Genomic DNA, 24,822 nt, shown 5'->3' on the forward strand with positions numbered 1-24,822 from the left:
CGCCCGCGCCTGACCTTAGTTCACAAAGGCGTTCAACACCCAAAAGACGATGCCAGAGAGCAGCGCCGCTGCGGGCACGGTGATCACCCAAGCCGCGACGATGGTCATGAAATGCGAGCGGCGCACCAGCTTGCGGCGGCGGCGCTCTTCCTTGGCGATGCGCTTGACCTCACCGGTCTTGGCCCCGATCCGGCGCAGGCGGCGCTCCATATGCCACTCGCGGTAAAAGCCCACGCCAAAGACCCCGCCCACGGCGATATGGGTGGAGGACACGGGCAGGCCCAGCCACGATGCCACGATCACCGTGATCGCAGCCGAAAGCGCCACGCAATAGGCGCGCATCGGGTTCAGCTTGGTGATCTGGCTGCCGACCATGCGGATCAGTTTCGGCCCGAAGAGGAACAGGCCGAAGGAAATGCCGAAGGCGCCGATGATCATCACCCAGGTGGGGATGCTTACCTTATCCTCGAACCCGCCGAACTCGGTCGCATGGACGATCGCCGCCAGCGGACCCACCGCATTGGCCACGTCATTGGCCCCATGGGCAAAGCTGAGCAGGGCGGCAGAGAGCACCAGCGGCAGGCCAAAGAGCGTCTTGACCGAACGGTTGCGGTTCTCCATCCCTTCCGAGGCGCGGCGGATCAGCGGGGCGGAGATGGCATAGACCACCAGCCCCGTCACCAGCCCGATGATCAGGGCGACCGGCATGTCGATGCTGATGATCTTTTTCAGCCCCTTCAGCGCCAGATAGGCGGCAAAGACCCCGGCCATCAGCCCCACCAGCACCGGCACCCAAGTGCGCGAAGCGGCGATCTTGTCGTCTTGATAGAGGATGCGCGCCTTGATGAAGGCCAAGAACATCGCCGCCACGGCACCGCCCAACACGGGCGAGATCACCCAGCTTGCGGCGATCATGCTCATCGAGCTCCAGTTCACCGCGCCAAGGCCCGCTGCCGCGATGCCAGCCCCCATGACACCGCCGACGACCGAATGGGTGGTCGAGACCGGCGCGCCGACCCATGTGGCAAGGTTGACCCAGAGCGCGGAGGAGATCAGCGCCGCCATCATCGCCCAGATGAAAATGCGCGTATCCGCCACGCTCGACGGGTCGATGATGCCCTTGGAAATGGTCGAGACGACATCGCCCCCCGCCAGAAGCGCCCCGGCGGATTCGCACAAGGCCGCGATGACAATCGCGCCGCCCATGGTCAGCGCATTGGCCCCCACGGCGGGGCCCATGTTGTTGGCCACGTCATTCGCGCCGATGTTCACCGCCATATAGGCGCCAAAGACCGCCGCCGCGATCACGACAAAGCTGGAGGGTTGATGCCCAAAGAATACCGCCGCAACGGCACCTGCCACCACGATAAAGGCCAGCGCGATGCCCGGCGCCACGAGGGGGCGGGCGACATAGGTCGCGGCCAGTTCGACTTGCGAAATGCGGTTGAGGTCTTTGTCCAGCGTCTTCCACTGGCTGCCCTGCGGTTCCGTTGCCATTCCTGTATGATCTCCGATCCTAACGTTCAGCGGGGGGTGACATAAGGCTACCGAGGGCGCAAGTCACCCTGTCACAAAATTGTAACATCCCGAAACGGGCAGAGGCGGCAATGGGGCAGGAGGGACAGGGCACCGGACAGCGGCCCGGTGCAGAGGGCGCTTAATGGAAAGCGGATAAGATTGCTTTAAGATCAGGCTCATCCACGAGTTCCGACGCCTCTTGCGGGGTGAACCACGCGCGTTTGCGCATGCCCGCTTCGGGGTATTCCTCGCTCAGATCGCGAACGCGGGTGAGATAGACCTGTGTGGTCACGGGCACGGTCAAGCCTTCGCCGAGACCCTTGTCATAGTCGAAAATGCCCATCGGATCGGATTCGATATCCGCTTTGGTCACCCCGGCCTCTTCCCACGCTTCCTGCAAGGCGGCGCCGGCGCCGTCGAGCCCGTCGATCGGCCAGCCCTTGGGCAAAATCCAGCGGCCCGTGTCGCGGCTGGTGATCAGCAGAACCTTTTTGCCCGCCTCGGTGTCGCGGTAGCACAGGGCGGCAACCTGCACACGGCGGGGACGTTTGAAAATAGGAAGGACCATATCCTCCCATGCGCGTCTAAATACTTGTGTCATTACAGAACTATGCCTCGGTCGGGTGTTTTTCTTGTTATCCCCGCATTATATAGTCTTCCCGAACGCAAATCAAACTGCAGCGCGCCGGATCGGCGGGCTTGGCAGTATGACCGGCTAGAAATGAGGCAGGATCGTTATGGCAACTGGCACGCAGGCGGACGGAAGCGCGGCACGGGGCGCAGGCGCCGATATCGGGGTATACGGTCTGGGCACCATGGGCTCGGCACTGGCGCTGAACTTGGCCGACAATGGATTTACCGTGGCGGTCAGTAACCGAGAGGCCGATTGGATCGCGCCGTTCCTTGACGAGGCCGGGCCGCTGGCCGAGCGCCTGATCGGGACCGAGCGGCTTGAGGATTTCGTCGCCGCCATCGCCCGCCCGCGCAGCATTCTTTTCATGATCCCCTCCGGCGCGCCGGTCGATGCGATGATTGAGGCGATCAAACCGCTGCTGGACGAGGGCGACACTTTGATCGACGGCGGCAACGCCGATTTCCACGACACCCGCCGCCGCAGTGCCGAACTCGAAGGCACGGGGCTGCATTTCGTCGGCATGGGCGTGTCGGGTGGCGAGGCCGGGGCGCGCAATGGCCCGTCGATGATGGTCGGCGGCAGCGCGCATTCTTGGACCCAGTTCAAACCGATGGCCGAGAAGATTGCCGCGCAATTCGAGGGCACGCCTTGCGTGGCGCATCTCGGCCCCGATGGGGCGGGGCATTTCGTCAAAACGGTGCATAACGGCATCGAATATGCCGACATGCAGATGATCGCCGAAGTCTATGGCCTGCTGCGCGATGCGGGCGGGCAGGGCGCGGTTGAGATTGGCAACCTCTTTGCCGAGTGGCGCAAGGGGCCGCTGAACTCCTACCTGATCGAAGTCTCGGCCGCGGCGCTTTTGTCGGTCGACACCCAGACCGGCACGCCGATGGTCGATGTGATCCGCGATCAGGCCGGGCAAAAGGGCACCGGGCGCTGGACCTTGATCGAAGCGCTCAAGATGGGACAATCGGCCAATACCATCGAAGCCGCCGTCGGCGCGCGCGGATGGTCGAGCGAGAAGGCCGTGCGCGAAATGGCCGAACCGCTGCTGCCCGAAGGCGTGCAGGACGCGCCGCTGCCCGAGGTGGCGGATCTGGAGATGGCCCTTTTGGCGGGTCGGATCATCGGCCACGCGCAGGGCTTTCGCATGCTTTCGGCGGCGTCGGAGGAGTTTGGCTGGTCGCTCGACATGGCGCGGATCTCCGAGATTTGGCGGGCAGGCTGCATCATCCGCTCGGCGCTCTTGGACGCGTTCGCCGATGCCTTCCGGGGTGAGTTGCCCGGCGGGCATCTGATCCTTGCCCCCGCGATGCGCAAACGCTTGGAAGAGAGCATTCCGGCCCTACGCCGGGTGGTGGCGGCGGGCGCATTGCTCGGTGTCGCGCTGCCCGCGCTTTCAGCGGCGCTGGCGTGGTACGACAGCATGCGCCGGGCGCGCGGCACGGCGAATATGATCCAAGCGCAGCGCGATTTCTTTGGTGCGCATGGGTTCGAGCGGATCAGCGAAGAGGGCAAGTTCCACGGGACGTGGACGCCTCTGCCGTAAGAGGGCCCATAAGTCCGGCAACAAGTCGAAAGCGCTAGACAATCGCCCGCCCGGTCGGGGAGGCGATTTAGCTATGGGCGGAACACGACTAAAAGCGCACCCGTGGTTGCGCAGGATCACCACCCCGCGGGCAGGCGATGGTCCTCGTCACACCACAGCGAACGGGTCCACCGGATAGCTCACATGCGCCAGATACAGCCCCTGCGGCGGGCAGACCGGCCCGCAGGCGGCCCGGTCCTTTGCCGCGAGTGCTGCACCCATATCCGCCACGCTCCAAGACCCCGCGCCGACCCGCTCCAGCGACCCCACGAAGCTGCGCACCTGATTGTGCAGGAAGGACCGCGCGCGCACGTCGAAATGATACTCCGTCCCGGCCATGGTCTCGACCTGCGAAACCTGGAGCCGGTCGAGCGTCTTCACCGGGCTTTCCGCCTGACAGACGGTCGAGCGGAAGGTGGTGAAATCGTGTTTGCCCACCAAAAGATCCGCCGCCGCCTGCATGGCGGCGACATCTAGGCGGTGTTTGATCTGCCAGACCAGCCCCGCTTGATGCACCGCAGGGGCGCGGCGGCTGAGAATGCGGAAGTGGTAGCGCCGCTCAAGCGCCGAAAAGCGGGCGTGAAAATCTTCGGGCGCCAGCACGCAATCGGTGATCGCAATGGGCTGCGGCTTGAGGTGGTAGTTCAGCGCCTCGCCCAGCCGGAAGGGCGACCAATCGCGGGCCATGTCGCAATGCGCGACCTGCGCCAGCCCATGCACCCCGGTATCGGTGCGCCCGGCGGCGGCGATGGTGTGGTCGCCGGGTTCCAGCTTGGCCAAAGCGGACTCGATCGCGCCTTGCACTGTGGGCTGGTCGATCTGACGCTGCCACCCATTGAAGGGCGCGCCGTGGTATTCGATTTTCAGGGCATATCTGGGCATGACCGGGGCCTTAGCGCGGGCGGGCGCTTCTGGCAATCCCCGGCTGCCGGCCCTATGTTGAGAGCAAAGAAAGAAGGACGGGCACAGCTTTGGGTATCACAGGCATTGCCGACGGGATTTGGCGGCAGTTCGAGAATGTCACCGACACGGTGGGCGAGACGTTTTTCGAGCCGGTGATCCGGCTTGGGGTCACGGGGCTTGCGCGCTCAGGCAAGACGGTTTTCATCACCTCGTTGGTCGCCAACCTGCTGGACCGGGGGCGGATGCCGGGGCTGCTCGCGGCCTCTGAGGGGCGGATCGAGGCGGCGTTTCTGCAGCCCCAGCCCGACGATACCGTGCCCCGGTTCGAGTATGAGACCCACCTCGCCGCGCTGACTGGCAAGACGCCCCATTGGCCCGAAAGCACGCGGGCGATTTCGGAACTGCGGCTCTCGCTCAAGGTGCGGCCCAATGGGTTGCTGGCGGGGTTTCAAGGGCCGCGCACCTTGCATCTGGATATCGTGGATTACCCGGGAGAATGGCTGCTTGATCTGGCGCTGATGGATGTCACCTATGCCGAATGGTCGGCGCAGGTGACCAATCGCATCGCAAACCGCGAGGAGGCGGCGGGCTTTCGCGCACTGGCCGGGCAGACCGACCCTCATGCCGAGTTAGAGGAGCCCACCGCCCGCAGGCTTGCAGACAGCTTTGCCGACTACCTGCAAACCGCCCGCGCCAATGGCTATTCCGACTGCACGCCGGGGCGGTTCCTGCTCCCCGGTGATCTGGCCGGATCGCCGGTGCTGACCTTCGCGCCGCTGCCGGGATCGGAAGGCGCGCCGCGCAAATCCTTGGTGCGCGAGATGGCGCGGCGGTTCGAGGCCTATAAGAAACAGGTGGTACAGCCCTTCTTTCGCGATCACTTTTCACGGATCGACCGGCAGGTGGTGCTGGTCGACGCGCTTGGCGCCATCCACCAAGGGCCGCAGGCGGTCGAAGATCTGCGCGGCGCCATGGCCGATATTCTGGGCGCGTTCCGGCCGGGGAGGAACAACTTTCTGAGCACGCTCCTGCGGGGCAAACGGGTCGAGAAAATCCTTTTTGCCGCGACCAAGGCCGACCATCTGCACCACAGCCAGCATCCCCGGCTAAGCGGTATCATGCAGGCGCTGATCCGTGAGGCACGGGACCGGGCGCAATATGCGGGGGCGGGCACGCGGGCCATGGCCATCGCCAGCCTGCGCGCCACGACCGAAGACGTGATGACCCATGGGGGAGAGCCGCTCGACGTGGTGCGCGGGACGCTCTTGAACGAGGATGAGACGCGCGGGCGGCGAGCGGCCTTCTATCCCGGTGAACTCCCCGAAGACCCGGCCCATCTGCTGACCCCCGCGCGGCAGGGCGCGCAGGAATGGCTGGGGGCGGATTATCAGATCATGCGCTTTGCTCCGGCGGTGTTGGACCTGCGCCCCGGCGACGGGCCGCCGCATATCCGGCTCGACCGCGCGGCGGAATTCCTGATTGGGGATCGGCTGTGAGCGCGGTTGTGACACGCCCCGCCACCCTGCGCCCGGCGCAGCCGCTCGACGCGGGGGCCGTGGGCGGCATCATGAGCGATTTCGCCCGTGACACCGCTTGGTTGCCGCGCATTCATACCGGCGCCGAGGATATCGCCCATGCCGATGCGATGATCGCCCGGGGCTGGGTCACTGTGGCCGAGCGGGAGGGCCGCGTCGCCGGTTTCGCGGCTTGTCAGCGCGGCGCATTGGATGCGCTTTTCGTGGCGCGATCGGCCCGGGGGCAGGGCATCGGCTCGGCTCTTTTGGGCGCGTTAAAGACGCGACATAAGTCACTGACCTGTTGGACCTTTCAGGCCAATGCCCAAGCCATCGCCTTCTACCGCCAACACGGGTTCGCCGAGACCGGACGCGGCGATGGCAGCGCCAATGACGAAGGGCTGCCCGATTTGACATTGCACTGGCAAAGGGAGGCCGCCTGATGGCCCGCGGACCGATCCTGTTCGACCTCGAAGAAGACGCCAAGCCACAGCCCTCGGTCGCCGATGCGCCCGCCGTGCCCGAGTTGGACATCGAGGCGCCGGCGCCCAAGGGTCAAGCGATGCAGATCGCCGCCCGGCTCGCCGCGCGCAAACCATCGCGCTTGGTGCGGCTGTTCTGGGTGTTGGCGGGCGCATTGGTCACGGCGCTGGTGTCGATCGCGGCTTGGACCTTCGTGACCGACCTGATGGCGCGCTATCCGCTGCTGGGCTGGGCGATGACCCTGTTGATCGGGGCGTTCCTCTTGGTGCTGCTTTTGCTGTCGCTGCGCGAAATGGCGGCCTTTGGACGGCTCGCGCGGCTCGACGGGCTGCGCCATGACGCGGGTCAAGCGCTGGCGCAGGGGGATCTGACCGCCGCGCGCGATGTCGCGGACCGGCTTGAGGCGCTTTACAAGCACCGCGAGGATACCCGCTGGGGCCGCGACCGGCTGACGGAGCTGCGCGGCGACCAATTCGATGCCGAAGCGCTTCTGGGGCTGGCCGAGAGCGAGGTTCTGGCCCCGCTGGACCGTGCCGCTACGCGTGAGGTCGAGGCCGCAGCCCGGCAGGTCGCCGCCGTCACCGCGCTGGTGCCTCTGGCGCTGGCCGATGTTGCCGCCGCCCTCAGCAGCAACCTGCGGATGATCCGACGCATCGCGGAAATCTACGGCGGGCGGTCGGGTTTTTTCGGCTCGTGGCGGCTGACCCGGGCGGTGCTGTCGCATCTGGTGGCGACGGGGGCCGTGGCCGTGGGGGATGATCTGATCGAACCGCTCTTAGGCGGTTCTATCGTCGCCAAGCTGAGCCGTCGTTTCGGCGAGGGGCTGGTGAACGGGGCGCTGACCGCGCGCGTGGGCGTGGCCGCGATCGAGGTGTGCCGCCCGCTGCCCTTTGCCCGCGAGAAACGCCCCGGCGTGCGGGGCATCATCAAACGCGCGCTGACCGGGGTGCTGGGCGAGGGTTAACCGGTCAGGCCGCGTCGACCGCCTCGCGCACCGCGCGCAGGGGGTGCTGGATCAGGCCGGGCCAAGGGGCGATTTGCAAGCCGGGGGCGTAGCCCCACTGCGCAGCCTCGCCCGCCTGTGCGGTCGTCAACTGCGTGGCCCCGGCGTAGGTCCGGTTTCCATCGGCGATACCTTCGGGCAATGCCGCCTCGGGCAGGTCGACGAAACGCGCGATCCGGCGCAGGGCGCGGGGGGCATCGGCGACGATATCCTCGTATCGTAGGACCATCACCGCATGCAGATAGGGCAGGTCATCCAGCATCTGCGCCTGCGCCGCGATCCAATGGTCGATCAACGCCTGCGACGGGGCATCGACCCATGACGCGACCGAGGCGGCGACAGCCTCGGGGTGGCGCAGGACGACGATGAATTGCGACATGGGAAAGAGTTGTTGCATCAGCCGCATGCGGGTCAGGTTCACCGGCGATTTCTCGACCCGCCAATGCAGGTTCGGGGCAAACCACGGCGCCCAGTCCTGCGTCAGCCGGGTCTTCGTCTCCAAACTGTTGAGCGGATGCGCCTCGGTCAGATGTTCCTCTGGGTTGGTCGCGAAATGCATGGGCCGCCCGGATTGCGCCGTATGGGGGATGGCCCCTTGCAGATAGACCCCCTCATTCTCGGGCGCTGCCGATCCGGTGATGCCGCCCGCGCCGGGCAGGGCATTGGCCAGGCGATTGACCAGCGAGGTGCCAGAGCGGTGCAGCCCACCGATGAACAGGTAGCACGGGGGGATTTCTGTGGGCATCGGGGTGGCTCTGATTGGGGAGAGAGGCGGGGTTCAGTGGCAGGCACCTAGGGCGGTCATGCCCCCTGTCCACAAATGTATGCATTAACATTTGTTATCGGAACGGATGGGCCGTGAGGGGGTCACCTCTGCATAAGGAGATCCATACATGTTCATTTGTCACATTGCCCTCGGGGGCTGCCTCACGGCGCCATCTGTTAACTACGGTGTGACTGAAGACACCGGCGGTCACATCGCCTATATCTTGGGGGCGGCCCACGCGCAGGCGGCGCGGGGGGATGTGGATGCGGTGCAGATCGTGACCCGCGCATTCGATGAACCGACCCTTGGTGCCGTACACGCCCAGACCGATCAGCAAGTTAGCCGTGGCCTGTCGATCCGGCGGCTTTGGACGGCGGAGCGGGGGTATCTGAGTAAGGAAAACCTCGCCGCGGAGATCCCCGCGCTGGTTGAGGCGTTTTTAGAGGATCTGGCGCAGGCCAAACGGCTGCCGGATGTGATCCACGCGCATTTCGCCGATGCGGCGCAATTGGCGCTGGCAGCACGGGCGCGGTTCGGCATTCCGGTAATCTATACCCCGCATTCGCTGGCCCTGAGCAAATCGGGGGCAGAGGTGGATGCCGCGCGCGTGGCGGCAGAGCGCCGGGCGCTGTTGGAGGCGGATGCGGTGGTGCTCTCCTCGCGCGATGAGGCCGAGGTGCAGGTCGCGGCCTATGGGGCGGATGCACAGGCGCGGGTGCACCGCGTCTCTCCGGGCGTGTCGCTGCGCCGCCCGGCTGAGGCCGGGGCAGGCCGTGCCCTCTTGGCCGATCAGTTGAGCGACCCCGACCGCCCCACGCTGCTCGCCGTGGCGCGCCCCGTGGCCCGCAAGAACCTTGCGACCTTGGCGCGGGTCTATGCGCAAAGCCCTGCTTTGCAGGCGCGGGCGAACCTTGTGATCCTTGCCGGTCAGCATGGTGATGCGCTGCAGGCGAATGCAGAGGCGCGCGCGGAGCTGTCCCGCCTGCGAGAGACGTTGGAGGTGCCGAAGCTGCGTGGCAAAGTGGCGCTGCCGCCGCGCCATACGCAGGGCGATGTGGCCGCCCTCTATGACCGCGCGGCGCAAACCGGCGGGGTCTTCGTCAACCTCGCACTGCATGAGCCCTTTGGCCTGACCATGTTGGAGGCGGCATCGCATGGCCTGCCGGTGGTGGCCACGCGCGAAGGCGGGCCTGCCGATATCGTGGCGGACCTTGGCCATGGTCTCTGTGTGCCGCCTTGCGATGATACGGCCATCGAGACGGCCCTGTTGAAGCTGTTGGACGATCGCGCATTCTGGGTCGCGGCATCGGAAGCCGGGCGCGCTCATGTCGGGCGCTACGACTGGTCGAAATGGGCCGAGGAAGTGCAGCACATCTGCGAAGACATCCGCCACCCCGCGCCGATGACAACGCCCGCGCCGGTGCTGCTGGCCAGCGATATCGACAACACGCTGACGGGCTGCGCCCCATCCGCGGCCCTGTTCAATGCATGGATCGCCCGCGACCGCCCGCTTTTTGCCGTGGCCACGGGGCGCAGCCTGCCCGAGGCGCGCCGCATCCTGCGCGATTGGAACCTGCCCGCCCCGCGTGTCTTCATCACCTCTGTCGGGACCGAGGTCTATCTTCCCGATGCCGAGGGGCGGCTTTGTCTGGATGAGCGTTTCGCCCAAAAGCTCGACACCGGGTGGGACCGTGCCCGAGTGGAGCGGGCGCTGAAGGACTTCGGCTTCAACTGGCAAGCGCCGGTCGAGCAGCGGCGGTGGAAGCTGAGCGGTTTCGGCGACACGCGCACCGCGCGCCGGTTGGAGCGGCATTTGGCCCGGCGTGGTGCGGCGGCGCAGATCGTCGCCTCGCATGGGCGGCTGATCGATGTTCTACCCTTGGCGGCGGGTAAGGGGCCTGCGGTCTGTGCCGCCGCGCGGCGGTTGGGCATGCCGATGGACCGGGTCGTGGTGGCCGGGGACAGCGGCAATGATTTCGACATGTTGCAGGCGGTGGAGGATGGCCCGGGCCGGGGTATCTTGGTTGGCAATGCGATGGATGGGCTGCGCGAACGTCTGAGCGGCAGACGGCTTTACCACGCGCGCGCGGCGCACGCCGCCGGGGTTTTGGAGGGGCTCGAGACCTTCGGCTTCGCCCTCAACGCGATGGAATCGCCCGTGAAGATGGTGGCGCAATGACGCGGCCCATCGGTTACTTCGTCCACCATCAAGGCCGGGGCCATGCGGAGCGCTGCGCCGCCGTGGTCAACGCGCTGCCCGAAAGCCAGCCGGTGACCGTCTTCTGCGCGAAACCGGACATTTTCCCCGCCTTCACTCTGGCGGTGGAGGTCGTCACCCTGCCATCGCTTTTCGAGGCGACAGGGGCCGAGGACATCAACGACACCACCAGCGCGCCGGATACGGTGCATTGCGCGCCGCTTGGCTGGCCCGGCATTCGGCAGGCCATGGCGCAACTGGCCGCTTGGTTTGCCAGCGCCAATCCGGTGCTGATGATCAGCGATGTCTCGGCAGAGGTGGCGCAGCTTGCGCGGATCTGTTCCGTGCCGCATGTAAAGGTGCTGCAACACGGCCAGCGTGGTGATCCGGGGCATCAGGCGGCCTATGATGGGGCGGTCGGTCTGCTTTGCCCCGCCGCCAAGGCGCTGGCGCAGCCGGACTGGCCCGCGCGGCATTTGGCCAAGACGCATTTCGCCGGAGGCTTGGGCGTCGATGTGAAACGCCCCGATCCGGCGCGGCGTGCCAAGTTGCGAGAAGGGTTTGGCGTCGGGCCAGAGCAGCGCATGGTGCTGGTCATGTCGGGCGGGGGCGGCACGGGGTTCGCCTCTGCGCCTTTCGGCATCGCGGCGCGGGCAATGCCTGAGACGGCCTTCATCAGCATCGGGCGCATGGCGCGCGATTGGCACGCCACCGAACCCGCCAACCTGCACCATCACGGCTGGGTCGAGAACGCGGCGGATTATCTGGCGGCGGCGGATATGGTCGTGGCCTCGACCGGGAACACCACCTGCCACCAGATCCTTGCGGCAGAGACCCCGTGGCTCGCTGTCCCGGAGTGGCGCTATTTCGACGAACAGGTCGAAAAGGCCGAGGCGTTGGCGCGGGCGGGGGCGGCGCATCACCTGCCGCATTTCCCCTCGTCCGCCGCAGCGTGGCGCCGCGCGATCCAAACTACCTTCGATGCCCATGACCCGGCCTTGCAACGGGCCTTGGTTAACGAGGATGCCGCGACAGAGACGGCCAATTGGCTGATCGGCCTTACCGACCAGCTGCTATCAGAAACAACTAAAGATACCGGAGACTTACATGACGTCGTTCACCCCATCCGTGCCTGAGAATACCACAGTTAGCGCGCTGACGCTTGCGCGCGGGCGGGCGGCGCATCTGCGCAATGTGATCCTTGGCCTGACCCGTCAGACCCGGCAGCCGGATGAGCTGGTGATCGGGGTCATGCAGGACAGGCTTTACGACGACCTGCCGCAGACCGATTTCCCGATCCGGCAGGTTCAGGTGACGGGCAGTGAACTGCCGCTGTCGCGCGCGCGCAATACCGTCGCGGCAGAGGCCACGGGCGACTGTCTGGTCTTTCTCGACTTGGATTGCATTCCGGCGCAGGAACTGATCGCCGACTATATGGGCTATGCGGTGCCGGGCAACGGGCTGATCATGGGCGAGGTCAACTACCTCCCGGCGGGAACCGCCACCGAAGGTTGGAATTATCACAAACTGGAGGCCGTGGCCGTGCGCCATTCCGACCGTCAGGGGCCGCCCGCCGAAGGCTTGAAACGCTGCAATGACTACCGCTGCTTCTGGTCGCTCAATTTTGCCATCCACCGCGAAGATTGGGACCGCTCCGGCGGGTTTGACGAGCGTTTCACCGGCTATGGGGGCGAGGATACGGATTTTGGCCGAGAGTTGGACGAACGCGGCGTGCCGATCCATTGGGCGAAGGGCGCGAAGGTGTTTCACCAGCACCACCCGCATTGCATGCCGCCGATCCACCACATCCCCTCGATCCTGCGCAATACAGAGATTTTCGCCGACAAATGGGGCCACCGGACCATGAACCATTGGCTCACCGCCTTTCGCCTGATGGGGCTGGTGGGGACGGATGGCGATGCATTGGTGCAGCTGCGTGAACCGGATGCGGATGACTTCGCGCTTTGCGAGCAGCAGTCGGACCAGCCTTACGCCAATACCGCGCGGGTGCTGCGCTATCTGCGCGGCGAAGAGCGGATTGCGGCGGAATGACCCTGCGCATCGCCATCGTCGGCCATATTCGCCATCCCATCGCCGCCCCCTTCAAAGGCGGGATGGAGGCGTTTACCCACGGGCTTGCCCGGATCCTGGCCGGTCGCGGCCATGAGGTGACCCTATTGGCCAGCGGGGACAGTGCTGCGAGCCTGCCGCCGGGGGTGAAGCTGCTGCCGGTCTGTGACGCGCATTACGACGCGCGTTTTCCATGGCATGACTTTCACGGCACCGATGCGCTGAACGACCATCTCGACGCCTGCTATGCCCGCGCCGCGCGGCTCTTGCTGGAGGGCGGCTTTGACGTGGTGCACAATAACGCGCTGCACCGCTTCCTGCCGCGCCTGTCGCGGGCGGAGCGCCTGCCGATGGTGACCTCGCTGCATATCCCGCCCTTCAAAGTGCTGCGCGGCGCGCTGACGGATGGGGCGGCGCCTTGGCATCTGTCCTCCGTCGTCTCGGCCCGGCAGCGCGGCATCTGGTGGCCCGAAGGCGCGCCCGAGACGGCGCATGTGGTGCACAACGGGATCGACCTTGACGAATGGCCTCAAGGCGGGGCGGGGGATGGCAGCGCCGTTTGGGCCGGGCGGATCACCCCGACCAAGGGCACCCATCTGGCGGCAGAGGCGGCGCAGATCGCCGGGGTGCCGCTGCACATCTATGGCGTAGTCGAGCATCAGGATTACTTTAACGATATGGTAAGACCGCATCTTTATGGCGATGTGGCCTATGTCGGGCATCTGGAAACGGCAGCGCTTGGGGCGGCCTATGGGCGGGCCTCGGTGGCGCTTTTTACCCCGCAGTGGGAGGAACCCTTTGGCCTTGCCGCGGTGGAGGCGATGGCGACAGGGCTGCCTGTCGCCGCGACCCCGCATGGCGCGGTTGAGGAGGTGCTTGGCGAGGCGGGTGTCATCGCGGCAGAGGATAGCGCGGATGCCTTGGCGGATGCTTTGTTACGCGCGCGCGATATCCCCGCCGAAGTGCCCCGCGCCCGTGTGGCACGGCTCTTTGATGCGCAGGCGATGGTGACGAAGTTCGAACGGCTCTACCATGCGGCCCGGGCGCAAAAGGGTGTTGCCCTGCCGCGTAAAACCTACCCGGCGATTGCCTTGCAGGTGGAACATGCGCCGCAGCCTCTAGCAGAGGCGGGTTAAAGCGCAGCTTCCGCTTGGGGCATATAGAGGTAGGCAGGCTCGAACTGGCCGACCTTATGCAGCCCCGCACGGTCGTGGATCAGCAGCTTGCCGCCCGTCACGGCACAACAGCCATGCTCGCGCAGCTCGCGCAGGGTGCGGCTGACATGGACCGAGGTGAGGCCGGTGGCATCGGCGATATCGGTCTGGCGCAGGTTGAAGGGCAGGCTTTGACGCTCCATCCCATAGGCGGCGGTCATGCGGGCGTCGAATTCGCTCAGGAAATTCGCCACCCGCGCCAGCGCGCGCATGGCGCTGTTGCGCATCACCCAATGGCGGTGGATGGAGGCATCGACCAAGGTCATCAGCCAGAGTTTCCGCGCCATCTCGACATCGCCATTGAGCAATTCGCGCAGCGGCTCGTGCGAGATGATGGCGACCCGTGTATCGGTCAGCGAGATGACATCGTGGTCGAGTTGTTTCAGCGGAAAGGCGTGCAGATCGACAAACTCCCCGGGGAATTGGAGGGCGACGAAGGTGCTGCGGGCGCGCTGTCCGCGTGGCACGCTGCGCGCGATCAACCCATCCAGCAACAGCAGGCTGTGATGCAGTAAATCGCCCCGTCGGCTGACCACGCTTCCGGCCGTGAAATGCTTGTGTTGGGTCATCAGCGGGGCAAGTTTGGCCCATTGCGCGCCGCTCAGGTGGTCTACCATGCCCGCAGGCTTTACGGACATGTCGTGATAAAAGGTGTCTTTAATCGTCACACGCAGGTCTTTCCGCCCATTAAAAATGACGCGGTAGCCACAATGCAGGGTCCGCGTGAATTCAGCTCTGTCGAATGCCCTATGATGCTGTTTTCGCCGAAAAATTCAAGCGAAGGCCGGGGATCATAAAAAATGTTAAGTTCGGTGGCCTGCGTTTTAGGTGGCGTTTTCCACCCTGATTGTCGCGCCTCTTCCGGGGCTTGTCGGGGCAGGGGGGGCTGTTTATAAGCGGGCGCATGACACGCCTCACCGCGATCATTATTCGAATTATATTCCCGGCGCTCTGAGCAATTGAGACGCCGGGCCGAGGTGCTTGAGCCATTCGCACCGACCGAGATTGAATAACCCCCCAAATGCCTGAAGGACGCCCCCCATGTGCGCCGAGACCCCCGACTACAAAGCCACGCTGAACCTGCCCAAGACCGATTTCCCCATGCGCGCCGGACTGCCCAAGCGCGAGCCCGGCTGGCTGGAGCGGTGGGAGAAGATCGGCGTCTATGACCGCCTGCGCGAGAAGGAGGGCCGCAAGCCCTTTACCCTGCATGACGGCCCGCCTTACGCGAACGGCAATCTGCACATCGGCCACGCGCTGAACAAGACGATCAAGGACATGATCGTGCGCAGCCATCAGATGATGGGCTATGACGCGCGCTACATCCCCGGCTGGGATTGCCACGGCCTGCCGATCGAGTGGAAGATCGAAGAGCAGTACCGCAAGAAGGGCCGCGACAAGGATCAGGTGCCGATCAACGAGTTCCGCGCCGAGTGCCGCGACTTCGCCGCCAAATGGGTCGATGTGCAGCGCGAGGAGTTCAAGCGCCTCGGCATCACCGGCAATTGGGCGAACCCCTACCTTACCATGGACTTCCACGCCGAGCGGGTGATCGCCGAGGAATTCATGAAGTTCCTGATGAACGGCACGCTCTATCAGGGCTCCAAACCCGTGATGTGGTCACCGGTCGAGAAGACCGCGCTGGCCGAGGCGGAGGTCGAGTATCACGACAAGGAAAGCTTTACCGTCTGGGTGAAGTTCGACGTCGTTGGCACCGACAGCGATCTCGACGGCGCCAAGGTGGTGATCTGGACCACCACGCCTTGGACCATGCCCTCGAACAAGGCCGTGGTTTATGGCGAGGGGATCTCCTACGGCCTTTACGAGGTCACCGCCACGCCGGACGAATGCTGGGCCAATGTGGGCGACCGTTACCTTCTGGCCGACGATCTGGCCGCCGATGTGCTGGGCCGCGCACGGCTCGAAGATGGCATGTGGCAGCGTGTGCGCGGCGTCGACAATGACGAACTGGCCAGGGTCTCGCTCCAGCACCCCTTTGCGGGGGCCGAGGGCGCGAATGGCGAATGGGACGATCTCCGGGACTTCCGCGCCGCCGAATTCGTGACCTCGGACGAGGGCACCGGCTTTGTGCATTGCGCGCCGTCCCACGGTCTGGAGGAATACGAGCTCTACCGCGATCTTGGCATGCTGCCGCAGGTCATCACCTACAACGTGATGGAGGATGGCCGCTTCCGCGACGATCTGCCCTTCTTCGGCGGCAAGGCGATCCTCAAGCCGAACGGCAAGGAAGGCAACGCCAACAGCGCCATCATCGACAAGCTCGTCGAGGTCGGCGGCCTGCTGGCGCGCGGCAAGATCAAGCACAGCTACCCGCATAGCTGGCGCTCCAAGGCGCCGGTGATCTACCGCAACACGCCGCAGTGGTTCGCCGCCATCGACAAGAAGGTCGGCGACGGGCTGGACCAGAACGGCGAGACCATCCGCGAACGCGCGCTGACCTGCATCGACAAAGTCAACTGGGTGCCGAAATCCGGCCGCAACCGGCTCTATTCCATGATGGAGGCGCGGCCCGACTGGGTGCTGAGCCGCCAGCGCGCCTGGGGTGTGCCGCTGACCTGTTTCGTGCGCAAGGGCGTGGCGCCGACGGACGAGAACTTCCTGCTGCGCAATGAAGAGGTGAACCAGCGCATCGTCGAGGCTTTCGAGGCCGAAGGCGCCGATGCCTGGTATGCCGAGGGCGCGAAGGAGCGCTTCCTTGAGGGCATCGTCGACCCGGCGGCGTTCGATCAGGTGACCGACATCCTCGACGTGTGGTTCGACAGCGGCTCGACCCATGCCTTCACCCTGCGCGACCGTGAGGACGGGACCGAAGACGGCATCGCCGATGTCTACATGGAGGGCACGGACCAGCATCGCGGCTGGTTCCACTCCTCGCTGCTGCAATCGGTCGGCACCACGGGCCGCGCGCCTTACCGCAACGTGGTGACCCATGGTTTCACGCTGGATGCCAAGGGCATGAAGATGTCCAAGTCGATCGGCAACACCATCGTGCCCGAAAAGATCGTGCAGCAATATGGCGCCGATATCCTGCGGCTCTGGGTGGCGCAGACCGATTACACCGCCGACCAGCGGATCGGGGACGAGATCCTGAAAGGCGTGGCCGACAGCTATCGCCGCCTGCGCAACACCATGCGCTACATGCTGGGCGCGCTGAGTGACTTTTCCGAGGCGGACCGCGTCGACCCGGCTGAGATGCCGGAACTGGAGCGGTGGGTGCTGCACCGGGTGGCGGAACTCGACAAGGTGGTGCGTGACGGTTTCGCGCGTTTCGACTTCCAGGGCGTGTTCCAAGCGGTCTTCACCTTTGCCACGGTCGATCTTTCGGCCTTCTACTTCGATATCCGCAAGGACGCGCTTTACTGCGACGGCGACACCCTGCGCCGCCGCGCCGCGCGCACGGTGCTGGATATCCTCTTCCACCGTCTGACCACATGGCTGGCGCCGGTGCTGGTCTTCACCATGGAAGAAGTCTGGTTGGAGCGCTTCCCGGGCGACGACTCCTCGGTGCATCTGGTCGACATGCCCGAGACGCCCGAAGCATGGCTGAACCCGGAACTCGCGGCGAAATGGGCCAAGGTCCGCGCCGCACGCCGCGTGGTGACCGCAGCGCTCGAGGTGCAGCGGACAGAGAAGGTGATCGGCGCGTCGCTTGAGGCGGCACCGGTGGTACATGTCGAGGACGCGGCGCAGCGGGAGGCGCTAGAAAGCGTGTCCTTCGAAGATGTCAGCATCACCTCCGACATCACCGTGACCGGCGATCCGGCGCCGGCCGAGGCGTTCCGCATGCCCGAGACCGATGGCGTGGCCGTGGTCTTTGAAAAGGCCGAGGGCGCGAAATGCGAGCGCTGCTGGAAGGTGCTGCCGGATGTCGGCACGCATGAATACCCCGGTGTCTGCGGGCGCTGTGATGAGGCTGTGCGCGAGGCGTTGGTGGAAGCCTGAGGGTTTCTAAGAGAGTGATCGAACGGGCGTCGGGGAACCGGCGCCCGTTCTTGTTTGTCAGGTCGCCAATGCCCCGCCCGTGGGACCACGGGCATCGCCCTCCCTCCCCCCGGAGGGCGATTTTGCAGCGTTTGCGCAATTCGCCCCTTTAGCGTCTCTTGCAAGCCCACACCCGCCAGATAGGGCGTATCGCCCCCAGGGAGGGCGATGCCCTCAGCTCTCTTTCGCAGGCGTGATTTCTGGCGCAGAATGGGGCGATGAAACAAGCCTCCCTCTCCACGCCCTTTGGCGATCTGACCGTCACTGAAGAAGACGGCGCGATCACGGCGCTCGGCTGGGGGCAGGCGGCGGGGCAAGACCGCTCGGAATTGCTCGACACCGCTTTGATGCAGATTAACGAATATGCGACAGGCCAGCGTCAGCGCTTTGACCTGCCGCTGCGGGTCACTGGCAGTGACTTCCAACGCGCGGTCTGCGCCGCCATCTCGGCCATTCCCTTCGGTCACACCCGCACCTACGGCGAGATTGCCCGTGATCTCGCCGTGCCCGCGCAAGCCGTGGGCGGGGCCTGTGGCGGCAATCCGATCCCAATCCTGATCCCCTGTCACCGCGTCATGGGGGCCAAGGGGCTTACTGGTTTCAGCGGCGCGGGTGGGGTGGAGACCAAGGTCGCCCTGCTGCGCCATGAAGGCGCGGCGGGGCTGTTGATTTGAGAGGTAGAAACGGGTTCAGTCGTCGCCCGACGGGATCAGCTGCTGCGCGGCGCCGGCGCAGATCAGGTAGACAGAGGTGATCACCAGACCCCAATGCGCCCAGCTTTCGGGGTGGAAGTTCACCCAAGCGGACCAGCCCGCAAAGAAGGTCCATGCCAGCGCCATGGGCAGCGTCACGGGGCGCCAACGCTCGGTCCGAACGGGGTGGACGAATTTGATCGGCAGAAACATCGCCGCTGCAAGGATGGTGACCACGATCAGGCTGACCCACCATTGGGGCTGCAAGGCAAAGAGCACCAGCACCAGCATGTTCCAGCAGCCGGGGAAACCTTTAAAGGAATTGTCCTTTGTTTTCATCCGCGTGTCAGAGAAATACATGACGCTGGCGAAGGTAATGATAATGATCATCGCCCAGCCGCTCCAGCCATCCATCAGCCCCGAGGTGAAAAGCGCGAAGGCCGGGATGAAGACGTAAGTCAGATAGTCGATGATCAGATCCATCAAGACGCCATCGAACTCGGGCGCGTTGGTCTTCACGTCATATTTGCGCGCCAATGGCCCGTCGATCCCATCAACGAAAAAGGCGATCACCAGCCACAGGAACATGAGGTCCCATTTCTCTTCCACGGCGGCAAGCATGGCGAGCATCGCCAGCACCGCTCCGGTGGCAGTGAAAAGGTGAACGAAGAGGGCGCGCATCTGTATGGTCATGCGTCTGCATCGCAAATCCGTCGCGGGGATGCAAAGGAAACTCTGGCGTCGATGGCAAAAACCAGCGTAGCGGGGGCAGGGCGTGGCAGCTGCGCTTGACGCAATCGGTGGCGGGTGCAGGAAATATGGCCAAGTCCCGCGCACCGGGTTGACGGCTACCGCGATTCCCCTTAAAGCCAGCGAACCAATTCAGGGTCGGCTCTGCGCGGCCCCCACGTTATGTGTGTTTCCGGATCGCTGGAAAGACACAACAGCAAAAGGATGAACCCATGTCGCGCCGTTGCGAATTGACCGGAAAAGGCCCGATGACGGGCAACAACGTAAGCCACGCCAACAACCGTACACGCCGTCGGTTCCTGCCGAACCTCAACGACGTGTCGTTGCAGTCCGAAGCACTGGGCCGCGCGTTCAAGCTGCGCATCTCTGCCGCAGCTCTGCGCAGCGTTGACCACCGCGGTGGTCTGGACAAGTTCTTGGCGAAAGCCAAGGACGTTGAACTGTCCGACAACGCGTTGAAAATCAAAAAGGCCATCGCGAAATCCAGCGCGACCGCCGATGTGCTGAGCTAAGGCTTACCGCATAGAGATTGGGGCCTCGATCCGAAAGGATCGGGGCCTTTTTCGTTTTGGGCTTAGGGATTTGTTAGGGTTTTCTGCTTATCGGAAGATGGGGCCGTGGCGGCCCGGGGTAATTTTCTTGCGTAGGGGCATGTTTTTATTCGGGAAACCTCGGAGCGGCGCGCTAATTGATCTTCCGACAATCGTTGTTTTGGCCATGCTACCTGCCGAGCGGGGGTCAGACAGTGCATCAAGAGCGGAGGATTCATGACTGACCCCACACCCGGCACGCCCAGTTCCACTACGCCACCCGACACGAACGAGATCGAGACGGACTTTGAGGTTGGCCAAGACAATATCGACGGCACCCTAGGGCCCTTGGGTTTTGACATTCACAACCCGGTTTTCATGGTCTCCGGCCTGACGGCGGTGGCCTTTGTGCTGCTGACCATGCTCTTTCCCGGTCAGGCCGGGGTGGTCTTCCTCGCGGTTCGTGATTTTGCCACCACCAAGCTGGATTGGCTGTTCATGATCATCGTGAACATCTTCGTTCTGTTCTGCATCGCGCTGATTTTCCTGCCGATTTCGAAGGTCCGGCTTGGCGGGCAAGAGGCCGTGCCGGAGTATTCCTATCTGGCGTGGTTCGCCATGCTTTTTGCCGCGGGCATGGGCATCGGCCTGTTGTTCTTTGGCGTGCTCGAACCGGTGTATCATATGAACGTCTCCGGCCCGCTGGGGGTGCCCCTGCCGATTGCAGAGGATGGCTCGATCATTCCCGAGAATGTAGAGGCCGCCCGCGCCATGGGCCTTGCGGCGACCTTTTATCACTGGGGTCTGCACGGTTGGGCGGTCTATGCGATCATGGCGCTGGCCTTGGCGCTCTTCACCTACAACAAGGGGCTGCCCTTTTCGATCCGGTCCTGTTTCTACCCGCTGCTGGGTGACCGGGTCTGGGGCTGGCCGGGGCATATCATTGATATTCTGGCGGTTTTCGCGACGCTCTTTGGTCTTGCCACATCGCTTGGCCTTGGTGCGCAGCAGGCCAATGCGGGGTTCAACTTCGCCTTCGGGCTTGAGATTTCGACCAATGTGCAGGTGATCATCATCCTTTTGGTGACCGCCGTGGCGCTGGTGTCGGTCTGGCGCGGGCTGGATGGCGGGGTGAAGATCCTGTCGGAGGTGAATATGATCGTGGCGGTCCTGTTCTTCCTCTTCGTGCTCTTCGTCGGGCCTACACTGGTGGGGCTGGACGGGTTCTGGACCGGACTGCTGGCCTATACGCAAGAGATCATCCCGCTCTCCAATCCCTTCGGTCGCGAGGATGATTCCTACCGCGAAGGGTGGACCGCGTTCTATTGGGCGTGGTGGGTCTCTTGGGCGCCTTTCGTTGGCATGTTCATCGCGCGCGTCTCGCGCGGGCGCACGGTGCGGGAGTTCATCATCTGCGTGTTGTTGATCCCGTCGCTGATCATCTTCATCTGGATGGGCGTCTTTGGCGGCATCGCAATCGATCAGATCCTTGCCAGCCCCGAGACATCGCTGGTCAAAGCCAATGTGATCGACAGCTATTCGCCGGAACTCTCGCTGTTCGGAATGCTGAATGAGCTTCCCTTTACCAAGATCGCGTCGACCATCGCGATTCTTCTGGCGCTGGTGTTCTTCGTCACCTCCTCGGATTCGGGGTCGCTGGTTGTCGATACGATCACAGCAGGGGGCAAGATCGACGCCCCGGTGCCGCAGCGCATCTTCTGGTGCATCGTCGAAGGGTTGATCGCCATCGTGCTGCTGATCGGCGGCGGGCTGTCGGCGCTGCAGGCCGGGGTCACCGCGACGGGGGTGCCCTTCGCGATCCTGATGCTGGTGATGTGTTACACGATCTACAAAGGGCTGCGCAGCGAACCGCGCTGACAGCCCGTGGCGCGCCGGTGATTAGCGGCGCGCCCCAAGCACCTCGGCCACCCATTCCGGCACGGTCTGGCTGGCTGGCCCGATGCGATGTTCGGCGAACTGATTGCCCACGGCGGAACGTTCGAGGTTGAACTCAATCGTATGCGCCCCGGCGCGGCGGGCCTCAGCGACGAAACCGGCGGCGGGATAGACATTGCCCGAGGTGCCGATGGCGGCAAAGATATCCGCCTCGGCCAGGTGATCGAAAAGCGCATCCATCTCATAGGGCATCTCACCGAACCAGACGATATCGGGCCGCGCGGCGGGGGCGCCGCAGGCGGGGCAGGGATCACCCGGGGCCATGACCATGGGCGCGGGCCAACGATGATCGCAAGCGGCGCAAAGCGCGCCTTTGAGCGCGCCATGCATATGCATGACCTTTTGCGAGCCGCCCTGTTCGTGCAGATCGTCGACGTTTTGGGTAATCACCACCACCTCGCCGTCCAATTCGGCCTCCAGCCGGGCGAGGGCGCGATGCGCGGCGTTGGGGGCCACTTCGGCGGCCTGCGCGCGGCGGGCGTTGTAGAAGTCGACCACCAGTTTGGGGTTGCGGGCGAAACCTTCGGGCGTGGCCACATCTTCGACCCGGTGCTGCGCCCAGAGGCCATCGGAGGCGCGGAAGGTCTCAAGCCCGCTTTCGGCAGAGATGCCCGCGCCGGTGAGGATCACGATCTTGGTCATGGGGGGATTATTCTCCGATCGGGGCCGTGTCTTCAAGCAGGTGAAAGCCCTCGGCCAGCCAGGGCAATTGCGCGATGGCGGGGGCGATCATATGGGTCTGCATCAACTGCCGCAGGGTTTGAGCAATGTCGCGCGGCACCGGGCCGGACCATTCAGCCCCCGCAAAGAGCGAGATGGTGCGCGCAGGCGGTTGGGCCTGTGCCGCTGCGGGCAGGGGATGCGCGGCGAGGCGTTCGTGGAAGCGCGCGGCGCGCATATAGCCCAAGGGCGTGGTCACCGCCCAGCCGATGCCGCGCGCCACCATGGCCATCAGCGCCAGATGGCTGCCAATCTCAAAACGGGCGGGCAGGTCGTGGCCCTCGGATGCAAGATGCGCCTCGATCTGCCGCGCGATCAACTGATCGGCGGCATAGCGCAGGAAGGGCAGGTCGGTATCGCCGCGCAGCAGGGCGTCGGGGTCGGCGGAGGTGCCCGCGGGGGTGATGAGGATAAAGGGATCGCGGGCCAGCGGGTATTCCAAAACCCCCGCCATCGGCCCGTCGATCTGCGCCGATAGCGCCATATGCAGGCTTTTGTCGCGCAGCGCCTTGGCCAATTCATTGCTGCCTGCGGTGATCATCCGAAAGCGGCATCCGGTCAGGCTGTCGCCAAGGATCGTGGCTAGGCGCGGGGTCAGGTCATCGTCGAAATCGTCGATCACACCAAGGTTCAGCGCCTCCAAATGGGCCAGATCCATCACCGTGACTTCGCTCTGCGCTAGGCGCAATTCGCCGAGCGCCTGCTCGGCGCGGCGCAGAAACATCTGCCCGGCTGGGGTCAGCCGCATGGGGCGGCGGGTGTGGTCGACCAGTTCCGCGCCGATGGCGGATTCGAGGTTGCGCATCTGCTGGCTGACGGCGGGCTGGCTGAGCCCCGTGGCCTCGGCCGCCTGCGCCACCGACCCGCTTCGCGCCAACGCTTCAAACACTTCGATGCCCCGCAGGGTGATGCCCTTGTTCAGCATATGGTCCCATCTCTTTCGGAACTTGTGAAACCATGGACAGGTCAGGTCAAGCCTTTGCCCAAGCGAGCGGCAGCCTCTCGGGCGTTTTCATGAAAGCGGTGCTGCTTGTCTTGAAGCCAGCGGCAAAGCTGCGCAGACTGCGCGGAAACTAGGAGCCATTCAAATGAAGATCGCCACAGCCGCCTATCCGCTCGATGTTCTGACATCATGGGCGCAATACGAAGACAAACTGGCCCATTGGGTCGCCGAGGCGGCGGTGCAGGGGGCGGAACTGCTGGTTTTTCCTGAATACGCCGCGATGGAACTGGCCACGCTCGACGGGGCCGAGGTGGCGGGCGATTTGGAACGGTCGCTTTTTGCGGTGTCGGACAAGCTTGAGGAGGCGGACCGGCTGCATGTTAAGCTCGCCGCCGAGCATAACGTGCATATCGTGGCAGGCTCCGGCCCCGCCGCGACCGAGAGCCGACCCGTGAACCGCGCCCGGCTGATCACGCCCGCGGGGCAGGTCGGGGTGCAGGACAAGCAGATCATGACCCGTTTTGAGCGTGAGGAATGGGGCGTGATCGGGGGCAATGCGCTTCAGGTCTTTGACACGGCGATCGGCAAGATTGGGATTCTCATCTGCTATGACAGCGAGTTTCCCCTGCTGGGCCGCGCGCTGGCAGAATGCGATGTGATTTGCGTGCCCAGTGTAACCGAAACGCTCGCGGGCTATTGGCGGGTGCGCATCGGCTCCATGGCGCGGGCGCTTGAGAATCAGTGCATTACCGCCATGTCATCGGTCGTCGGCAAGGCCGATTGGTCCAACGCTCTTGGCCAATCCTATGGCGCGGGCGGGATTTTCTGCCCCCCGGATCGGGGCTTCCCGCCCACGGGGATTTTGGGCCTGCGCGAGGTCAACGCCCCCGGCTGGACCGTGGCCGACGCCGATTTGGCGCAGGTCGCCGAGGTGCGCGCGGATGGCATCGTGCTCAACCGAAGGGACTGGCAAGACCAGATTGGCCGCGACGGAAAGGCGATAAACGTCGCTTTGCGCTGAATCCCCCTTGAAAAAGCGCGAAAATGCGCCCATTTAAGCCTGCGCCCTCGTTTTGGAGGGTTTTGTGCTCAAGGAGAGACCATGGCCAAGGAAGATACGCTCGAATTTCCCGGTGTCGTGAAGGAACTCCTGCCTAACGCGACGTTTCGGGTCGAGCTGGAAAACGGCCATGAGATCATCGCGCATACGGCAGGCAAGATGCGGAAAAACCGCATCCGTGTTCTGGCTGGCGACAAGGTTCAGGTGGAAATGACACCCTATGATTTGACCAAGGGTCGGATCAACTATCGCTTCAAGTAAGCGGCACCGCGTTCG

22 protein-coding genes are annotated in these 24,822 nt (G+C 64.4%); 14 read left to right on the forward strand and 8 right to left on the reverse strand.

Translation table 11 applies throughout. From position 1 onward, the window contains the following. Positions 1-15: 15 nt before the first annotated feature. Positions 16-1,497 carry an inorganic phosphate transporter gene (locus tag ACGYLC_RS15995; protein WP_394401396.1) on the reverse strand — a complete coding sequence of 494 codons (1,482 nt, stop codon included), beginning with the start codon at positions 1,495-1,497 and terminating at the stop codon, positions 16-18. Between the two features lie 160 nt (positions 1,498-1,657). Next, positions 1,658-2,086, reverse strand: a complete 429-nt coding sequence (locus ACGYLC_RS16000) for an NUDIX hydrolase (protein WP_231886276.1) — start codon at positions 2,084-2,086, stop codon at positions 1,658-1,660. 169 nt (positions 2,087-2,255) lie between these two features. On the opposite strand from ACGYLC_RS16000, the gene gndA reads away from it, so the two are divergent. Further along, a complete protein-coding gene (gndA, locus tag ACGYLC_RS16005; protein WP_394423851.1) occupies positions 2,256-3,704 on the forward strand; it encodes an NADP-dependent phosphogluconate dehydrogenase in 1,449 nt (482 codons plus the stop codon). Positions 3,705-3,851: 147 nt separating this feature from the next. Here gndA and truA read toward each other — a convergent pair whose 3' ends face one another. Next, a complete protein-coding gene (gene truA / locus ACGYLC_RS16010; protein WP_394423853.1) occupies positions 3,852-4,625 on the reverse strand; it encodes a tRNA pseudouridine(38-40) synthase TruA in 774 nt (257 codons plus the stop codon). Positions 4,626-4,714: 89 nt separating this feature from the next. Here truA and ACGYLC_RS16015 point away from each other — a divergent pair, with 89 nt between their 5' ends. The 3 genes from ACGYLC_RS16015 to ACGYLC_RS16025 are packed head-to-tail and all read left to right on the forward strand — an operon-like array spanning position 4,715 to position 7,607. Then, the gene (locus ACGYLC_RS16015) at positions 4,715-6,142 is read left to right on the forward strand and encodes a YcjX family protein (RefSeq protein ID WP_394423855.1); all 1,428 of its coding nucleotides are present in this window, start codon (positions 4,715-4,717) and stop codon (positions 6,140-6,142) included. Further along, positions 6,139-6,603, forward strand: a complete 465-nt coding sequence (locus ACGYLC_RS16020; protein ID WP_394423856.1) for a GNAT family N-acetyltransferase — start codon at positions 6,139-6,141, stop codon at positions 6,601-6,603. Before ACGYLC_RS16015 ends, ACGYLC_RS16020 begins: the two co-directional genes overlap by 4 nt. Then, positions 6,603-7,607 (forward strand): YcjF family protein, encoded by a 1,005-nt coding sequence (locus ACGYLC_RS16025; RefSeq protein WP_394423857.1) that lies wholly within the window; start codon positions 6,603-6,605, stop codon positions 7,605-7,607. The genes ACGYLC_RS16020 and ACGYLC_RS16025 overlap by 1 nt, the downstream gene beginning before the upstream one ends. A 4-nt stretch (positions 7,608-7,611) precedes the next feature. Here ACGYLC_RS16025 and ACGYLC_RS16030 read toward each other — a convergent pair whose 3' ends face one another. Next, a complete protein-coding gene (locus ACGYLC_RS16030) occupies positions 7,612-8,391 on the reverse strand; it encodes a sulfotransferase family protein (protein ID WP_394423859.1) in 780 nt (259 codons plus the stop codon). Positions 8,392-8,539: 148 nt separating this feature from the next. Here ACGYLC_RS16030 and ACGYLC_RS16035 point away from each other — a divergent pair, with 148 nt between their 5' ends. From ACGYLC_RS16035 to ACGYLC_RS16050, 4 genes are read left to right on the forward strand one after another with little or no spacing between them, the layout of a single operon-like run. Next, on the forward strand, positions 8,540-10,591 hold the full coding sequence (locus ACGYLC_RS16035; protein ID WP_394423860.1) for an HAD-IIB family hydrolase: 2,052 nt from the start codon (positions 8,540-8,542) through the stop codon (positions 10,589-10,591). Continuing rightward, positions 10,588-11,745: a glycosyltransferase gene (locus tag ACGYLC_RS16040; protein WP_394423861.1), complete on the forward strand. Its 1,158-nt coding sequence runs from the start codon at positions 10,588-10,590 to the stop codon at positions 11,743-11,745. Before ACGYLC_RS16035 ends, ACGYLC_RS16040 begins: the two co-directional genes overlap by 4 nt. Continuing rightward, positions 11,717-12,661: a glycosyltransferase family 2 protein gene (locus ACGYLC_RS16045; protein ID WP_394423863.1), complete on the forward strand. Its 945-nt coding sequence runs from the start codon at positions 11,717-11,719 to the stop codon at positions 12,659-12,661. The genes ACGYLC_RS16040 and ACGYLC_RS16045 overlap by 29 nt, the downstream gene beginning before the upstream one ends. Then, positions 12,658-13,815, forward strand: coding sequence for a glycosyltransferase (locus ACGYLC_RS16050; protein ID WP_394423865.1), 1,158 nt, complete (start codon positions 12,658-12,660; stop codon positions 13,813-13,815). The genes ACGYLC_RS16045 and ACGYLC_RS16050 overlap by 4 nt, the downstream gene beginning before the upstream one ends. On the opposite strand, the gene ACGYLC_RS16055 is transcribed toward ACGYLC_RS16050, so the two are convergent. Then, positions 13,812-14,561, reverse strand: coding sequence for a Crp/Fnr family transcriptional regulator (locus tag ACGYLC_RS16055; RefSeq protein ID WP_394401367.1), 750 nt, complete (start codon positions 14,559-14,561; stop codon positions 13,812-13,814). The genes ACGYLC_RS16050 and ACGYLC_RS16055 overlap by 4 nt on opposite strands. A 373-nt stretch (positions 14,562-14,934) precedes the next feature. Between ACGYLC_RS16055 and ileS the strand changes: the two genes are divergently transcribed. Then, complete coding sequence (gene ileS / locus ACGYLC_RS16060) at positions 14,935-17,856, forward strand: isoleucine--tRNA ligase (protein WP_394423867.1); 2,922 nt, start codon at positions 14,935-14,937, stop codon at positions 17,854-17,856. 257 nt (positions 17,857-18,113) lie between these two features. Next, complete coding sequence (locus ACGYLC_RS16065) at positions 18,114-18,569, forward strand: methylated-DNA--[protein]-cysteine S-methyltransferase (RefSeq protein WP_394423868.1); 456 nt, start codon at positions 18,114-18,116, stop codon at positions 18,567-18,569. Between the two features lie 15 nt (positions 18,570-18,584). Here ACGYLC_RS16065 and ACGYLC_RS16070 read toward each other — a convergent pair whose 3' ends face one another. Next, positions 18,585-19,280: a CDP-alcohol phosphatidyltransferase family protein gene (locus ACGYLC_RS16070; protein WP_394401360.1), complete on the reverse strand. Its 696-nt coding sequence runs from the start codon at positions 19,278-19,280 to the stop codon at positions 18,585-18,587. A gap of 269 nt (positions 19,281-19,549) precedes the next feature. Here ACGYLC_RS16070 and rpmB point away from each other — a divergent pair, with 269 nt between their 5' ends. Together rpmB and ACGYLC_RS16080 are read left to right on the forward strand one after the other, a co-directional pair. Further along, positions 19,550-19,849: a 50S ribosomal protein L28 gene (gene rpmB / locus ACGYLC_RS16075; RefSeq protein ID WP_067268014.1), complete on the forward strand. Its 300-nt coding sequence runs from the start codon at positions 19,550-19,552 to the stop codon at positions 19,847-19,849. 255 nt (positions 19,850-20,104) lie between these two features. Continuing rightward, positions 20,105-21,745 carry a BCCT family transporter gene (locus ACGYLC_RS16080; RefSeq protein ID WP_394423870.1) on the forward strand — a complete coding sequence of 547 codons (1,641 nt, stop codon included), beginning with the start codon at positions 20,105-20,107 and terminating at the stop codon, positions 21,743-21,745. A gap of 21 nt (positions 21,746-21,766) precedes the next feature. Here ACGYLC_RS16080 and ACGYLC_RS16085 read toward each other — a convergent pair whose 3' ends face one another. Beyond that, positions 21,767-22,465: an NAD-dependent deacylase gene (locus ACGYLC_RS16085; protein WP_394423871.1), complete on the reverse strand. Its 699-nt coding sequence runs from the start codon at positions 22,463-22,465 to the stop codon at positions 21,767-21,769. A 7-nt stretch (positions 22,466-22,472) separates the two neighbouring features. Next, entirely contained in the window at positions 22,473-23,468 is a 996-nt protein-coding gene (locus ACGYLC_RS16090; protein WP_394423873.1) for a LysR family transcriptional regulator, read from the reverse strand. A gap of 163 nt (positions 23,469-23,631) precedes the next feature. On the opposite strand from ACGYLC_RS16090, the gene ACGYLC_RS16095 reads away from it, so the two are divergent. After that, entirely contained in the window at positions 23,632-24,507 is an 876-nt protein-coding gene (locus tag ACGYLC_RS16095) for a carbon-nitrogen hydrolase family protein (RefSeq protein WP_394423874.1), read from the forward strand. An 81-nt stretch (positions 24,508-24,588) separates the two neighbouring features. Next, a complete protein-coding gene (gene infA / locus ACGYLC_RS16100) occupies positions 24,589-24,807 on the forward strand; it encodes a translation initiation factor IF-1 (protein WP_005978431.1) in 219 nt (72 codons plus the stop codon). The last annotated feature ends 15 nt before the right edge of the window (positions 24,808-24,822 follow it).

It is taken from the genome of Sulfitobacter sp. 1A12157 (genome assembly GCF_043557345.1).
GTDB lineage: Bacteria > Pseudomonadota > Alphaproteobacteria > Rhodobacterales > Rhodobacteraceae > Sulfitobacter.